The 15,149-nt window shown below is 67.3% G+C and carries 12 protein-coding genes and 1 pseudogene; 9 read left to right on the plus strand and 4 right to left on the minus strand.

Translation table 11 applies throughout. The features are described 5' to 3' along the window. The first annotated feature begins 57 nt into the window (after nt 1–57). Nucleotides 58–762 carry a hypothetical protein gene (locus tag OXG83_11170; GenBank protein MCY3965590.1) on the plus strand — a complete coding sequence of 235 codons (705 nt, stop codon included), beginning with the start codon at nt 58–60 and terminating at the stop codon, nt 760–762. A 9-nt stretch (nt 763–771) separates the two neighbouring features. On the opposite strand, the gene OXG83_11175 is transcribed toward OXG83_11170, so the two are convergent. Both OXG83_11175 and OXG83_11180 read right to left on the minus strand, forming a co-directional pair. Further along, nucleotides 772–2,169: an amidohydrolase family protein gene (locus OXG83_11175; GenBank protein ID MCY3965591.1), complete on the minus strand. Its 1,398-nt coding sequence runs from the start codon at nt 2,167–2,169 to the stop codon at nt 772–774. Continuing rightward, the gene (locus OXG83_11180; GenBank protein ID MCY3965592.1) at nt 2,166–3,245 is read right to left on the minus strand and encodes a hypothetical protein; all 1,080 of its coding nucleotides are present in this window, start codon (nt 3,243–3,245) and stop codon (nt 2,166–2,168) included. Before OXG83_11180 ends, OXG83_11175 begins: the two co-directional genes overlap by 4 nt. 49 nt (nt 3,246–3,294) lie before the next feature. Between OXG83_11180 and OXG83_11185 the strand changes: the two genes are divergently transcribed. The 6 genes and pseudogenes from OXG83_11185 (at nt 3,295) to OXG83_11210 (ending at nt 9,827) form a co-directional block, all read left to right on the plus strand. Further along, nucleotides 3,295–5,265 carry a PQQ-binding-like beta-propeller repeat protein gene (locus OXG83_11185; protein MCY3965593.1) on the plus strand — a complete coding sequence of 657 codons (1,971 nt, stop codon included), beginning with the start codon at nt 3,295–3,297 and terminating at the stop codon, nt 5,263–5,265. A gap of 13 nt (nt 5,266–5,278) precedes the next feature. Continuing rightward, nucleotides 5,279–6,298, plus strand: a complete 1,020-nt coding sequence (locus OXG83_11190; GenBank protein MCY3965594.1) for a hypothetical protein — start codon at nt 5,279–5,281, stop codon at nt 6,296–6,298. Nucleotides 6,299–6,488: 190 nt separating this feature from the next. Beyond that, nucleotides 6,489–7,805 (plus strand): Nramp family divalent metal transporter, encoded by a 1,317-nt coding sequence (locus OXG83_11195; GenBank protein MCY3965595.1) that lies wholly within the window; start codon nt 6,489–6,491, stop codon nt 7,803–7,805. 191 nt (nt 7,806–7,996) lie between these two features. Beyond that, nucleotides 7,997–9,094 (plus strand): DUF3500 domain-containing protein, encoded by a 1,098-nt coding sequence (locus OXG83_11200; protein MCY3965596.1) that lies wholly within the window; start codon nt 7,997–7,999, stop codon nt 9,092–9,094. A gap of 43 nt (nt 9,095–9,137) precedes the next feature. After that, nucleotides 9,138–9,269, plus strand: a pseudogene (locus OXG83_11205) (type II toxin-antitoxin system prevent-host-death family antitoxin). 168 nt (nt 9,270–9,437) lie between these two features. Continuing rightward, nucleotides 9,438–9,827: a type II toxin-antitoxin system VapC family toxin gene (locus tag OXG83_11210; GenBank protein MCY3965597.1), complete on the plus strand. Its 390-nt coding sequence runs from the start codon at nt 9,438–9,440 to the stop codon at nt 9,825–9,827. A 1-nt stretch (nt 9,828) separates the two neighbouring features. On the opposite strand, the gene OXG83_11215 is transcribed toward OXG83_11210, so the two are convergent. Continuing rightward, a complete protein-coding gene (locus tag OXG83_11215) occupies nt 9,829–10,257 on the minus strand; it encodes a MerC family mercury resistance protein (protein ID MCY3965598.1) in 429 nt (142 codons plus the stop codon). 15 nt (nt 10,258–10,272) lie between these two features. After that, nucleotides 10,273–13,098 carry a hypothetical protein gene (locus OXG83_11220; GenBank protein MCY3965599.1) on the minus strand — a complete coding sequence of 942 codons (2,826 nt, stop codon included), beginning with the start codon at nt 13,096–13,098 and terminating at the stop codon, nt 10,273–10,275. Nucleotides 13,099–13,282: 184 nt separating this feature from the next. Here OXG83_11220 and OXG83_11225 point away from each other — a divergent pair, with 184 nt between their 5' ends. Then, nucleotides 13,283–14,419, plus strand: coding sequence for an AAA family ATPase (locus OXG83_11225; protein ID MCY3965600.1), 1,137 nt, complete (start codon nt 13,283–13,285; stop codon nt 14,417–14,419). A 3-nt stretch (nt 14,420–14,422) separates the two neighbouring features. After that, complete coding sequence (locus tag OXG83_11230) at nt 14,423–15,043, plus strand: hypothetical protein (GenBank protein MCY3965601.1); 621 nt, start codon at nt 14,423–14,425, stop codon at nt 15,041–15,043. The last annotated feature ends 106 nt before the right edge of the window (nt 15,044–15,149 follow it).

Here is a 15,149-nt window from a genome sequence, read left to right on the forward strand (position 1 = left end):
TGATACTCTGGCCCAGGTGTCCTTGGCGGATCGCTGTTGCGGGGATCACGGAGGCACATGACGCGCTGGACTGAAGCGAAACTTGGCGGCTATTCGCTGCTGTTTGGGACCGTGGCGGTCGCTGTCGGCTACGCCCTCTCACCCGGCCGCGGCATGGTGGATACCGTCCCCAGCACCAGCCTCGGGGACCTGACTCTGGCAATGGCGCGCAACGCCAGCCTGTCCTACACCGTAGCGGTCGTCCTCGTCCTGGGCGCCCTGCTCATGCTGAACGGCATCTTGACGTTGCGGAGGTACGCCGCTCCCTTGCCGCGGCTCGGCCTGCTCGGGATGGCGGTCGGTGCGTTCCTGCAGATGGTGATGCGAGGTTTCGACTACATGCTCATCGGCATGGGCGAGGCGGCACTGGGGCCCGACCCGGAGCAGTCGGCGCAATGGCTGGACTCGGCGCTGGGCATGCAGCGCACGGTATGGGGTCTGCACTTCACGGGCAGCGTCGCCGGCTATGCCGGGATGGCGGTTCTGGCCTTCGGCCTCGTCTCCCGACCGGAGCCGCTGCGCCTGCCGCCGGTGCTGAACGGCATCGTCGCGCTGCTGGCGCTGGGGTCGCTGGCGCTGTTCATCGCCGCATGGCATTCGAACACGCTGGAACTGAGACTCGCTCCGGTGTTCGGGTTGATGTCCGCCAGCGGCATTGTCTACATGGGGCTCCTGGGCTGGCGGTTGGCGCGATCTGAAGCGGGCGACCCGCCCGCCGACTGAGCCGCGGGCTTACTGGTCGTCGCTCGCCGCCGGCTGCGGGAACTCCGGTAACCCGCGTTCGAGCCACTCGCCCGCCTGCATCACGCGATCGACCTGTCGCGTGTTGCGGATGTCCGCCAGGGGATCGGCGGTGAGCAGAAGCAGGTCCGCGGCGTTGCCCTCGGCGATCGTGCCGAAGTCGGGGTCGTCGGCGAGTTCAGCGGCCGCGGCCGCGCCGGCGGCGGCCAGGGCCTCGAGCGGCGTCAAGCCAGCGTCCTCGACCAGCGTTTCCAGTTCGTGGTGGGTGCCCCAGCCGTAGGCGATGTTGCCGGCTCCGCTGTCCGAGCCGACTGTGATCGGGACTCCGGCTTCGTTCATCCGGCGGACGAATTTCGTCACGTAGTCGTAGGCGACGCGGCGCCTGGCGGTCGACTCGCTCTCCAGCATGGCGGCCCGGTTCTCGGGATCGAGCAGCCGCTCGAGCAGGGCTGGTTGAAGGCCGGCCCGGAACTCTTCGTCGTCGAGCAGTTCCGGGTGCTCGGCAACCCACCAGAAGGTCTTGGCCTGACCGAGAGCGGGCGCGAAGGAGAGCCCTTTCTCCTGCGCCATGGCGACGAACTCGTCGTCGACCTCCTGGTCGCGGACGCCGTGGACGAAGGAGCGCACACCGGCCTCGACGAGTTGCCAGACGTCGTCCTCGAAGAAGACGTGGGCCGAAACCGGGATGCCGTGCCGCGAGGCCTCGTCGGCGATGGCGGCGCGGATCTCGGGCCCGATCTTCGGCCGTGTGTCGAGGAAGGTGTCGACCCACATCTTGATCAGGTCGACTTCCTGAGCGGCGAGTTCGCGCACCATCGCGCGGGCTTCCTCTTCGGTGGCCGGACCCAGCTTGCCCGGTGGAAAGCCCTCGGGGTGCGTGAAGCCGACCCCGGCGGTGAAGATGCGGGGGGCCGGCACGTTGCCGGCACGCGCCTCGTCGACCATCGCCGGCGTCTGGCCGTGATCGGAACCGAGGCTGCGGACCGTCAGCACGCCGGCGTGGAGTTGCAACGCCCAGGACCACTCCTCCAGGCCGTCGCGGTAGTGGTTGTGGAGGTCGACCAGACCGGGGATCAGGAACTTGCCAGTGGCGTCGATGACTTCTCCGCCCCCGGGCAACGGCACGTCGGCGCGCGAGCCGGCATGTTCGATCCAGTCGCCGCGGACGATGACGACGGCGTCCTCGACCGGCGGCGCGCCGGTGCCGTCGATCAGGGTGGCGCCGGCGATCGTGATCGTGCCGGCGCCGTCGGTGGCGGGCTCGTCGGCGGTGCAGGCCGCGAGGGCGACCGCGAGTGCGAAGCAGGTCGCGAGGAGCCGGAACGGAACCGGATGCCGGCCAGACAGCCGGCGCACCCAGTGGTTGAACCCCGTGTCCGGTCCAATCACTCGAAGAAGACTTCCGCGATCGCGATGCCGCTCTCGCCGGCCACCGCGTAGAGCAGGAAGACGCGGCCGTCCTCCTCGTAGATCGCGGGATCGCGCAACTGGTTCACGTTGCCGTAGGCGGTGCTGCGCACGGACGGTTCGAGCGGGGCGTCGGCGCCCTCCCAGTCGCGCTCGGGCCGGAGCACTTCGACCGGTTCGGACTCGGTCCAGTCCATCCAGTCGCCGGACAGATCGATGCTGCTCAGCAGGATCCGCTCCGGCGCCTCGCCGACCTGGGTCCAGAACACCCACAACGTGTCGTCGCGCAGCAGCACGGCCGAATGGCGCATGTCCGGGTTGAACAGCAGCGGGCCCTCTTCGAAGTTCGTGAAGCCGTCCGCCGAGCGGTAGAACTGGCCGGGCATGGCGAGGGAGTAGGTCAACCCGCCGTAGTGGAAGATCCGCATGTAAGTGCGCCCAAGTGACTGGGGCTGGGCCTCGAAGTCGATGCCGTCGGTCGAAGTGGCGACGCGCGAGATCTGCCTGCCCACGTCCTCCAGGCCGTGGAAGTACATGACGATCCGCTGGCTTTCCTCGTCGACGTGCACGTCGGGCGACGCGATGTGGGTCGCCGTGATCTCCTTCTGGACGTCGTGGGAGAGCTTCAGGCCGCGGCGCTCCTCCCACTCGGCGACCATCTCGGGTGTCACCTCCGGCGGCTCGACCAGGAAGTGGGAGTGTTCGATCTGCAAGCTGCCGGGCACGTGGATCGACCACGGCCCGAGCAGGTCGTCTGCGTAGGCGAGGCGAATGTAGTGGCCCTTGTGATCGGCGAAGTACAGGTAGTAGCGGCCGAGCGGGTCGGATACCCAGTCGGGCACGCGGATCAACGACGGCCCCTGGATGTTCTCGCCGATGCTCGGGTCGAGTTCGGGGCCGATGATTGGGGCGTCGAGGAGGCGTTCGACGCGGATGGAGGGCCCATCGTCGGCCAGCGGGTCGGCGTCAGGGGCCGGTTCGGCGTCCGGCGTCGCGCACGCCAAGGCGGCCAGTGAAGCAGTGATGGAGAGGGCCACGAAGGGGATTCCGGTTCTCATTGGCTGATCCGGCTGTCTGTGGGTTTCATCAGCCTCTATGCTAGCCGTCGTGTTCCGCCAACTCCGTTGGGGCCTCGGAGCACTCCAGGGCCTCCTCCTCTGCACCGCCGCCCACGCACAGTACGGCGCCGCGAACGGTGAATGGCGCGATCACGGCGGCGACGACGGGTTCACGCGCTACACGGCGCTCGAGCAGATCGACGGCTCGAACTTCGCCCGGCTCGAGCCGGCGTGGAAGTGGGCGTCCGCCGACTCGCGGATCGAGGCGAACTCGCCGTACCGGCGGCAGGTGTTCCGGTCCTCGCCGCTCGTCATTGACGGACGCCTCTACATCCCGACCGAGCTCAGCCAGGTCGCGGCGCTTGACGCCGCGACGGGCGAGGAACTCTGGGTCTACGACCCGAAGAGCTACGAGCGCGGCAAGCCGGCACAGAGCAATTACTACACCCGCGGTCTCGAGTACTGGACCGACGGCGAACAGGAACGCCTGTTCATCGCCACAATCGGCAAGCAGCTCATCTCGGTCGATCCGGCCACCGGCCTGCCCGACCGCGGCTTCGGCGAGGACGGCGTCGTCGAGCTGTCCCGCAACCTCGGCCGAGACAACATCGTGCTCCGGAACATCAGCCACGGCCAGCCGGTGATCGTCGTCGGGGACACGATCGTGGTCGGCTCCCGCATCTTCGACTTCCCGCTCCAGAACAACAACCCGCCCGGCCACGTGCGTGGCTACGACGTCCGCACCGGCGAGTTCAAGTGGCGCTTCCACACGATCCCCCAGGAGGGCGAGGAGTTCGTGGAGACCTGGGAGAACGACTCCTGGAAGATCACCGGCAACGCGAACGTATGGGCACCGATGACCGCGGACCAGGAGCTGGGCTACGTCTACCTGGCAACGAGCACGCCGACCAGCGATTACTACGGCGGGCTGCGGCACGGCGACAACGTCTACTCCGAGAGCCTGATCTGCGTCGACGCGGCGACCGGCGAGCGGGTCTGGCACTTCCAGACCGTCCACCACGGCGTCTGGGACTACGACATCGCCTCGGCGCCGAACCTGATCGACATCGTCGTCGAAGGCAAGCTGATCAAGGCCGTCGCCCAGGTCTCGAAGACCGCGTTCACCTACGTGTTCGATCGCGCGACCGGCGAGCAGGTGTGGCCGATCGAGGAGCGGCCCGTTCCCTGGGAGAGCACGGTCCCGGGCGAGAAACTGTCCAGGACCCAGCCGTTCCCGACGAAGCCGCCGGCGTTCGACCGCCAGGGAGTCAGCGAGGACGACCTGATCGACTTCACGCCGGAACTGCGGGCCGAGGCGCTCAGACTCGCCGAGAAGTTCATCCTCGGGCCGATGTTCATGCCGCTGATCCGCCGCGGCGAGGGCGGCAAGGAAGCGATCCTGGCCGTGCCCGGAGCGGGCGGCGGCGCGAACCATCCGGGGGCCGCGGCCGACCCTGAGACCGGGATGCTCTATGTGCAGTCGTTGACCCGACCCTCGGGGATGGCACTGGTCAAGCCGGACGGAGCGCGGAGCTTCTGGCCCTACGTCCTAGACCGCGTGTCAACCGCCGGGCCGCGGGGCCTGCCGCTCCTCAAACCGCCGTACAGGCGGATCACCGCGATCGACCTGAACCGGGGCGACATCGCCTGGCAGGTGCCGCTCGGCGACGGACCGCGCAACCATCCCGCGATTCGCCACCTGAACCTGGGGCCGTTGGGCGGACACTCGTCGAGCGCGGTGACGGAGGGCGGCATCCTGGTCACGAAGACGCTCGTCGTCACGCATGCCGCACGTTTCGAGGTCTACAACGACCGCTCGACGGTGCTCGGCAGCTCGCTCCAGGCCTACGACAAGTTCACCGGCGAGCTGCTGGCCGAGGTGCTCACCGAGCGCGCCCTGCACGGCGCTCCGGTCAGCTACATGCAGGACGGGCGGCAGTACATCTCCGTCACCGGCGGCGGCATGACCCAACCCGCGGAACTGATCGCTTTCGCCCTTCCGGAGACCGCGGAGCAGTAAGGAGAAACAGCCGATGCGAACCTATCTCCCCGTCGCCGCCGCCATCTTCGGTCTGTGCGGCGCGGCCGCCGCCCAGGACGACCTTCCCCGCACCGCGACCGGCCGGCCGGACCTCTCGGGCACCTACGACATCGCCACCCGCACGCCGATGGTGCGCGATCCGAAGTACGGCGACGACCCGTACATGAGCGCCGAAGATGCGCACGGGATCGCGGCCGCGACCGAGGCGGCCAAGGTCGCGGCCGACGTTCCCAGCGACCCAGACCGCAAGGCTCCGCCGGTCGGCGGCGACGGCCACCGCAGCAACATCGGCGGTCACAACCCGTTCTGGTTCGACTTCGGGACGATCCCGTTCCAGATCAACGGCAAGCACCGCAACTCGATCATCACGGACCCTCCTGACGGCCGGTTGCCGCCCAAGACGGAGCGTGGACAGGCGCTTACGCCACGCGGCCTCGGCGCCTACAACCGGAACCCGGGCGGGGCCTGGTGGCTCGAAACCGGCGAGAACCTCTACGACGAACCGGAAGTCCAGACCCTGGGCACGCGGTGCCTCTACGCCGGCGGCCCCACGGTGCCGGTCCGGCCGTCCGCCTACAACAACCTGAAGACGATCACGCAGACCGACACCCACGTGGCGATTCACGTCGAGTGGATGCACTGGACGCGGATCGTCCGCCTCGACGCGAAGCACGCGCCTCCCGACTACCGCTCGTTCGGCGGCGATTCGATCGGCTGGTGGGAAGACGACACCCTGGTCGTCGAGACGACGAACTTCTTGCGCGCGCCGCACGTTCCGCACGACGGGTTGCGCGTCGTCGAGCGTTTCAAGCGGCTTGACCCGGACACCCTGTTCTACGAGTTCACCGTCGAGGACTCCGACTACACCGCGCCGTACACCGGCTCCCTGCCCTGGCCCCGAACCGGTAAACGTCTCTACGAGTACGCCTGCCACGAAGGGAACTACTCCATGGGCAACATGCTGCGCGGCGCGCGGCTACTGGAGAAGGAGGCGCGCGAGACGCAGCGCTGAGCCGCCGGCGCCGCGCTGATACCCTCCCTCCGGCCCAGCCCACAGACCGGCGCTTCCGAAGCGCCCCTCGACGCTCCGGAAGTCCCTTCTGGCTAACCAAGTACTCGATCCGTACACCGTACGCCACGGCGAGGCCGTCGCCCCGCCGGCGACCTTCCGGGAGCGGCTGAAGTACCTCGGACCGAGCCTGATCGTCACCGGCGCCGTGATCGGCTCCGGCGAGTTGGTGCTCACGACGAGCCTGGGCGCCGTCGCCGGCTTCACCCTGCTCTGGTGGATGCTCCTCTCCTGCTGGTGCAAGTCGCTGGTCCAGGCGGAGATGGCTCGCTACACGATCGAGTCGGGCGACACCTACCTGCGCGCGATGAACCGGCTGCCCGGGCGGATCTGGAGGATCTCCTGGCCGATCTGGCTCGGGCTGATCGCCTACGTTCCCGGCACGATGGGACTGGGCGGCATCATCGGCGGCGCCGGCCAGTCGATGTCCTTCCTCGCCTCGCTGGGAAACATCGAACTCGACGGCGTTCTCTGCACCGGCCTCATCGCCGTCGTCTGCTCGATCATCCTCGGCACCGGCTCCTACAAGTGGCTGGAGCGGGTCATGCTGCCCCTGGTCCTCGCCTTCACCTTCTGCACGCTGGTCTGCCTGATCGCGATGCAGTTCACGGAGTTCCGCACCTCGCCGGGCGAGATCCTCGGCGGCATGAAGCCGGACATGACTCTGTTCGTCGCGGTCGCGGCACTGGCTCTCTCCGCCTACGGCTACACCGGCACGACCTCGGGCGACATCTCGTCCTACACCTACTGGTGCATCGAGAAGGGCTATCCCAGCCTGCTCGGCGCGGACCGTAGCGATCCGGCCTGGGAGTCACATGCGCGCGGCTGGATGCGGGTGCTGCACACGGACGTCTGGCTCGCCCTGCTCATCGTCACCTGCGCCACGATCCCCTACTACATCCTCGGCGCCGGGGTGCTCAACAAGATGGGGCTGACGCCGGAGGGGAACGACGAGACGATCGGAGCCCTCTCCAACATCTTCACCCAGACCCTCGGCCTCTGGGCGGTGTGGATCTTCGCGATCGGCGCCTTCTGCATCCTCTTCTCGACCGTGCTTTCGGGAGCCGGGGGCGGCGGCCGCTCGATCCCGGACTACCTGATGGAAATGGGGCTGATCGAGCGCTCCAACCTGGCGCTGCGCAAGAAGATCATCCGCGGCTACCTGGTCTGCCTGCCCCTGGCCGCCTTCGGGATCTACTACTTCGTCACCGACTTCGTCATCCTGATCATGGTCGGCGGCCTGACCTCGGCGATCTTCCTGCCGATTCAGGCAGGCGCCACCCTGTGGCTCCAACGGACGCGGATGGACCCACGGATCCGGCCGCGCCGGCTGACCTACGTCGGCATCTGGGTCGTGTTCGTGTTCGAGGCCGCGATGGCGCTCCTGGTCATCCGCTACGTCGTGCTTGCCGACCAGTTCGACTGGCTGTTCGGCTACCTGTTCGGCTGAAAACACTGGGTGCGCCGGCCTTCTGGCCGGCAGCGTCGGCCGGCCTTCTGGCCGGCATCCGGCGCGAAGCGCCGGCTCCGCCAGGCGCTACGATGCGAAGCACCATGACTCGCTATCTCCTCACAATCACCCTCGCCCTGCTGACGGCCGGAGCCGCCCTCGCCCAGCGCCCCGGCGATCGCACCGACCGGATGCGGGAACGCAGCCGCCAGATCGACGCCCGGCTCGCCGACGACCCCTACGTCGGTATCCACGGCAGTTCCGGCATCCAGCGCGGCCTGTTCAGGATCGAGTCGACCGGCGTGTCGACGGAACCGGTCCGCCTGGCCGCCGGGAAGTTCCTGGCAGCCCTCTCGGCCGAACAGCGCGCGAAGACGACATTCGCGGTCGACGACGACGAGTGGCGCAAGTGGATGAACCAGCACTTCTACGTGCGCCAGGGTGTTGGCTTCGACGAGATGAACGAAACCCAACGCGAAGCCGCCTTCGGCTTGATGCGCGCGTCGCTCAGCGCGGACGGACTCAAGCTGAGCCGCGACATCATGAACCTCAACCGCACCCTCGGCGAACTGAATGACAACAGCTTCGACGAGTACAACGAGTGGCTGTACTGGATCACCGTAATGGGCGAGCCCTCGGCCGACCAGCCCTGGGGCTGGCAGGTCGACGGCCACCACCTGATCATCAACTACTTCGTGCTCGGCGACCAGGTCGTGATGACGCCCCTGTTCGTCGGCTCGGAGCCTGTCATCGCCGAGTCCGGCAAGTTCAAGGGCACGGCGATCATGCAGCGGGAACAGGACAATGGTCTCGCGCTGATTCGCTCCCTCTCCCCGGAGCAACAGGCCAGGGCGATCATCGAGACCTCGAAGGACGGCAACGACAACCTCGGCGAGGCCTTCAGCGACAACATCGTGCTCGACTACGCCGGCATCCCCGCCGCCGAGCTGTCAGCCAAGGCCAGGGAGCGACTGCTCGATCTGATTGGCCTCTACATCCACAATCTGCGCGAAGGCCACGCCAGGGTGCGGATGGCGGAGGTGGAAGCCCACCTGGACGAAACCCACTTCGCCTGGATCGGCGCCACGGACGAGGATGCCGTCTTCTACTACCGCATCCACAGCCCGGTCATCCTGATCGAGTTCGACCACCAGCGGCCCGTCGGCATCCGCCATCTCGTCGAAGGCCGCTCGCCTATCCGCCAGCACATCCACGCAGTCGTGCGGACGCCGAACGGCAACGACTATGGCAAGGACCTGCTACGGCAGCACTACGAGCGGGACCACTAAGGTCGCCGCTTCGCGGCGGCAATGTGCTACCGTGTGCGTCATCATGGCTGGAACGGATGTCGGGACGTCGCAAGTAGGTATCCGGGCCCTACGTCAGAACCTCAGCGTCTACCTTCGGCGCATCCATCGCGGCGAACGGTTCGAGGTGACCGATCGTGGCAGGCCCGTCGCCCTGCTCATACCGCTCGGGGGAGACCTTTCTCCTGTGGAGCGACTCGTAGCTCAAGGGCGAGCGGCGATGCCGGCAGGGAACGTGCTCGATCTACCGCCACCGTCCGGCGAGTCGTCGACGGCGGCGAGCGACGCCCTCATCACGGACCGCGACGATCGCCTGTAACCCGCGGTGATCTACCTCGACTCCTCGGCCATCATCAAGCTCGTCGTCGCGGAGCCGGAGTCGAACGCACTCCGCGCCTACCTGGCCGAGCACGAGGGCCATGTGTCGAGCGGCCTCGCGCGGGTCGAGGTCGTTCGAGCGCTGCGCCGGACGAACGACAGACCAGCCGTGCTGCGCTATGCCGACCAGGTACTCGAGAGGATCGTGCTGGTCGCCGTGGACGGACCGGTCATTGCCAGCGCGGCATCCCTGGACCCACCGCTACTGCGAAGCCTGGACGCCATCCACCTCGCCACGGCACTTTCGCTGGAAGAACTCGACGCTCTGGTGACCTACGACCGGCGCCTCGGCGCCGCCGCTAAAGAGGCGGGGCTGGTCGTCGCGTCGCCGGACTGAGTCAGCCGTCTTGATCCGCCTGCTCCTCGTCGGCACATACGGCACAGGAGGCAGCGTGGCAAAGACGGGCGCTCAACACCATGGCGCCCGCGATCGTCAGGCTGCCGGCGGACGACGTCACCGTTTCGGGTAGCGGCTCGAGCCAGCCAGCCAGGGAAGCCGCCCAAAGCGCCGATCCCCCGGCAAAGGTGAGGATCACGGGCGCGCTCCGGCGGGCCGGGCCCAGGAGGAGCATCGCCGCGCCGAGAAGAACGGTCCCGGCCCAGGCGCCCCGTTCGACGCCTTCAGAGAGCGCGAGCGCGGGCGCCGCTACCACCAGGACCGGCGTGAGTGCGCAGTGCAAGCCGCACAAGGCCGCGGCGCACGCCGCGAGCCGCGAGCCGCGAGCCAGGTACGAGAACGACGGGACGGTCGCGAGAGAGTTGCTCATGACGTCGGGCGAAGGTTACTCCACCGTCACCCAGATCGGGGACGACCAGGCCATGTTGCCGTCGACCTGGATCACCCGCACGTAGTAGAGGTGCTCGCCAGGTTCGACGTCGGCGTCGGCGAACTCGAGGCTGACGTCGGCCTCAAGGTTCTGGCGGTTGTAGAGGAAGGTCTGGTCGCGGATGATGTCGATCTGGCGGATCGGCGTCGTGCCGATGACCCGCACGCTGAGCCGGAAGTCGCCGTCGGCGGTCAGGATGTCGCCCTGGAGGTACTCCCTCCCGCCTGTCCGCAGCCGGTAGTCGAGGATGATGTTGTCCGTCGCGCCGTAGCTGTGGCGCTTCTTCATCGCGTCGAGCATCCCTTCGCGGCTGAACTCCTCGGCGATCGTGGCGGCGTAGGAGATGTGGGTCGAGAGGTGGTCCGACGCGGCCTGGACGCCCAGTTTGTAGCCCTTGGCCCAAGCGTTCCAGACGTAGCCCTCCGGCCGGAAGCCGCCCGGCGCTGAGCGCAGGTTGCCCGTGCGGGCCGCGCGCGGTGCGCCTTCGTACTCGTTCGACACCCGGTCGCCCTGGTAGATCTCGACCAGGGGTTCGACCTCCGGGTCGTTGTCGCGCCAGTCGGTCCCCATGCTCGAGGCCGACGTGTGGGAGATGGCGATCCCGTCGTGCTCCTTCAGGTACTCGTAGAGTCTCGCCGCGCCCTCCTCGTGAGTCCGCTCCGCCTCGGTGACCGGCAGGGTCGGCTTGCCGCGCTCCGCGAACAGGATGTTCCGGTGCCCGTCGGGAAAGGAGATGCTCCGCTCGTAGCCGTAGAAGGGCTGAAAGCGGCCGGAGACCGAGAAGACGTCGACCGTCTGGTGCAGGAGCCAGTTGATGTACTCGATGTCCGGGCCGCCGAGGAAGTTGTGCTCGCTGGCCAGAAGGAAGTCGAGCGAGGCGACATCCATCGCGTAGCGGTAGGTCTGGATCAGCGAGCCGTCGTTGTTGCCGTCCATCGAGATCTCGGTGTGGCGGTGGGTGTCGCCGCGGTAGATGCGGTACGTCTTCCCTTCGGACTCGATCTCGTAGTTGCGGATTCGCTCCAGGTCCTCCGCCTCGTTCTCGTGGATCACGTAGGCCGGCACCTCGTCGACGATCAGGGCCACCAGTTTCGGCGGCACGACCTTCGTCATCAGGCGCGGCAGTTTCGCGGCGTAGACGTCGGCATGCTCGAACAGGAAGCCCGAGTAGTCCCGGTTGTCCGTCGGCCAGCTCGCCCAGACGTCGCCGTTGCCGTCCGCGGCCAGCCCCCAGCGGGCGTCCTGACGAAAGCGCGTCATCGGGATGTGCTGGGGCCGGAGCCAGCGGTCGCCCTGGAGCGTCGTGCTCCAGACCTCCCAGGACGCCCGGTGGGCCGGTGACTCGCTGAGGATGTCGGCCTGGCGGGTGGTCCGGTGCCGGAAGTGGAGCCAGATGCGTCCGTCGGCGTCCGGGAAGAGGACCGGGAAGTCGTTGTAACCCTGGAGTTCCTCGGGTAGCGCCTCGTTGATGTCCGCGGCCGGCGACCGCCACTCCCAGCCGTCGTGGACCGCGACGTTCATCGTCCGCCACTCGTAGAGCCGCGTACCCTCCCGGTTGAGCACCCAGCCGGTGTCCTTGCCCCAGTTCACACCGCTCTCGTTCCACGCCGCCCACACCCTGTCCTGCCCGTCGACGGCAAGGCTCAGGTGCGCCTCGTACTTGTCCGTCGAGGCGACCGCCATCTCCTCGCCCCACTCGCCGCCGGCCCAGCGGCGCACCAGCACGTCGTAGTTGCCGGCGCCGTAGCTGTCCCAGCCGACGTACACGCCGCCCTTCGAGTCCGCGACGATCACGGGCTCCCAGTCGTTCGCCGGCGACGACGAGACCTGCTCCGCCTCGGACCAGCGTTCGCCGTCGTAGCGGCGGGCGAAGACGTCGGCGGCACCGTCGCGGAAGCCCTGCCAGACCAGCCAGAGATTGCCTTCGGCGTCCGTCGCCAGGTTGTGGAATACATCCGGCTGCGGCGCCTCGGTGAGGCGCTCCGCGGACGACCATGCCTCACCGTCGAGGACGCGCGCGTAGAGATCCCAGTTGCCGGCGACCTGAGCCGAGTAGACGACCCAGGGGCGGCCGTCCCCGTCGCGGCCCATCTTCACCAGATAGTGATCGCCGGGCTGCTCCGTCAGAGTCTGGACCTCTCCCCAGCCCTGCCCGTCGAACCGCCGCGCCAGCACCTCGTTCGCGTTGTCCCGGTAGCCGAGCCAGGCGGCCCAGACCTCGTCGCCGTCACTGCCGAGGACCGTGGAGAAGTCGTTCTGGTAGTCGTCGGAGGTCAGCCGCTCGACCCCGGGCACGCGCTCGACCGTCACGTCGCCGCCCAGGAACCGCAGCCGCCGCCCGACCGCGACATCGGCGAGCCGGACCTCGAACTCGCCGTTGGCGGTGGCGAACATCAGGCGCGAGCCGCCGTTGCCCCGCACGTCGACGACCAGTCCGGGCGACCGGTAGTACTCGATCCGACCAACAGTCTGGGTCTCGTGCATGGCGCGGGGGGTGAAGTTCTGCCCCTGGTAGCTGGCGAACTTCCAGGTGTTGCCGGACACTTCCTCACCCGGCCGGGGACGCCAGTTCCGCATTCCGAGGAGTTCTCCGCCCGAGATCTCGACGGAGCCGTCCCAGTCGCGGGCCGCGGCGTCATTCACGCCGAGGCGGACGAGCAGGGAGACGACATCGTCGGCGGCGAGGGCGCCGGCTTCCTGCGCCGCGGCGGGCGGACACAGAACGAACAGGGCGGCTGCCGCCACGGCAGCCGAAGCGAAGGCGACCTTGTTGTGTGACATCGCCGGCTAGCTTAGCCCGCGCGACTCGAGCTCCTACTTCTCGGAAGCGACACCGGAGCCGCCAGCAGGACTCGCCACCTGTTGGCCAGCCACGTCCGTCATGGCGGCGGCGAGTGCGAGGAAGTTGACCCACGCCGGTCGTCCGCTAGCATCGGCGCCGCGCGCCCGCTTGGCAGACATGACGATGGCTCAAAAGGACAGCGACCGGCTACACCTACCAAGCCTGTCAGTCTCAGGGTTTCTGGGGCTCGACCGCCTATCGATTCGTCGTCTCGGCCGCGTCACACTTCTCGCTGGACGGAACAGCGTCGGTAAGACGACAGTGCTTGATGCCGTGCGAACCTACGCAGCGCGAGGGCGCCCCAGACTCCTGCAGGAACTGTTGGAGGGACGCGAGGAGTTCGTCGAAACCGCCTCCGACGAAGACCGCCATCGGTCGGCCTTCGCTGACGCTGCCGCTCTGTTTCACGGCCGAGGAGAGGCACGGGCGACAGCCATCGCAATCGGCCCAGCCTCGGGCAGGGACAAACTCACCGTAGAGCAATCGACGCCCGACGACTGGTCGGAAGAACAGATGAAGCTGCTCTCCGACCTTTCGGCCGACTCGGATACTCAGGCCCTGAGGATTCAGTTCCAAGGCAATGAGATGTTCCTGCCCTGGATGGGAGCCGACGAACGACGCGGGATTCCCCGTGGGCCTTCCTACTTCCACCGCCGGCGCGCGGAACGCGAGTGGCCGGCAGCCATCGAGTGCGAGTCCTTAGGCCCTGATCTTGTGCCCAACCACGACTTGGCTCGATTCTGGGACAACGTCGCGCTGACCAAAGACGAGGACTTTTCGGTACAGGCGCTGCGACCAGTTCTCGGCCAAGAGATCGAGCGCGTTGCTGTGGTCGGGAGCGATGGGCCCCGGTTCCGCTACAGCAGACGGGTCGTAGTGAAGCTGCGCGGGCACGACCGACCCGTTCCCCTTAAGAGCCTGGGCGACGGGGCAACACGGATGTTCAGCGTTGCTTTGGCTCTGACCAACAGTCGCGATGGAATCCTGGTCATCGACGAAGCTGAGAACGGCCTCCACTACTCGGTCGAGACGGCGTATTGGCGCATGGTACTGCGCGCAGCCCATGAGGGAAACGTGCAGGTGCTAGCAACCACCCACAGTTGGGACTGTGTCCAAGGCTTCGCTCGAGCGGCAGTCGAGTCGGAGGACATCGACGGCGTTCTCGTTCGACTCGAGCGCGATGAGGAGGGTACTCACGCGGTTGAGTACTCGGAGACGGAACTGGACACAGCCGCCGAGCAAGGTATCGAGGTCAGGTAGAGGATGGCCAGAGCAAGGCCCGCGAAACGCATTCTCCTTGTAGAGGGGTCGGACGACGAACACTTCGTTCAGCACTTCTGCAAGCGCTGCGGAATCGACGAGAGCTTCTCCATCGTCAACAAGAGCGGCTTTCCTAACCTTCGCTCAGCTATTCCCGTGGAAGTCAAAGCACCCGGTCGACGTGTCGTGGGCATCCTGGCAGACGCAGATGCCAATGTGAACGGGCGGTGGAAGGAGATCGTTGGCGAGTTAGTCGGGACCGGCATCAAAGCTCAGAAGCCACGCCGGCCAACCGGCACGGTCATCGAAGGCAAACCCCGAGTTGGAATCTGGTTGATGCCGGACAACAGAACGCGCGGTGAACTGGAGGACTTCGTCAGGAAGCTCATACCGCAGGGAGATCCAGTGTGGCCCCTCGCCACACGGTACATCGGCGCGATACCGGAGAGTGACCACAAGTTCCAACGCCATAAAACGCTGAAGGCGGAAGTTCACGCATGGCTCGCGGCACAGAAGCGCCCAGGACGGATGGGCCCCGCGGTCAGCTCGGGAGCCCTAACCACGGATGGCGTGCCGCTCGCGAGTGACTTCGCCAAGTGGCTTCGGGATCTGTTCCGGAGGTGAGACCCGATAGCGCCGCGGGACCTGCAGGCCCGGGACCTGAATCGCGAAGCGCCCATGGCCGGAAACGCGCAGGCCCGCAGCTAGGGGACGCCTTCCATGGGCACAA

This window comes from Acidobacteriota bacterium, from assembly GCA_026707545.1.
Taxonomy (GTDB): domain Bacteria; phylum Acidobacteriota; class Thermoanaerobaculia; order Multivoradales; family Multivoraceae; genus Multivorans.

What these genes read in the sequence shown, in the direction of transcription:
- OXG83_11170 (MCY3965590.1), top strand. Translation starts at nt 58, where the DNA reads ATGACGCGCTGGACTGAAGCGAAACTTGGCGGCTATTCGCTGCTGTTT.
- OXG83_11180 (MCY3965592.1), bottom strand. Translation starts at nt 3,245, where the DNA reads ATGAGAACCGGAATCCCCTTCGTGGCCCTCTCCATCACTGCTTCACTG.
- OXG83_11190 (MCY3965594.1), top strand. Translation starts at nt 5,279, where the DNA reads ATGCGAACCTATCTCCCCGTCGCCGCCGCCATCTTCGGTCTGTGCGGC.
- OXG83_11200 (MCY3965596.1), top strand. Translation starts at nt 7,997, where the DNA reads ATGCGGGAACGCAGCCGCCAGATCGACGCCCGGCTCGCCGACGACCCC.
- OXG83_11215 (MCY3965598.1), bottom strand. Translation starts at nt 10,257, where the DNA reads ATGAGCAACTCTCTCGCGACCGTCCCGTCGTTCTCGTACCTGGCTCGC.
- OXG83_11220 (MCY3965599.1), bottom strand. Translation starts at nt 13,098, where the DNA reads ATGTCACACAACAAGGTCGCCTTCGCTTCGGCTGCCGTGGCGGCAGCC.
- OXG83_11225 (MCY3965600.1), top strand. Translation starts at nt 13,283, where the DNA reads ATGGCTCAAAAGGACAGCGACCGGCTACACCTACCAAGCCTGTCAGTC.
- OXG83_11230 (MCY3965601.1), top strand. Translation starts at nt 14,423, where the DNA reads ATGGCCAGAGCAAGGCCCGCGAAACGCATTCTCCTTGTAGAGGGGTCG.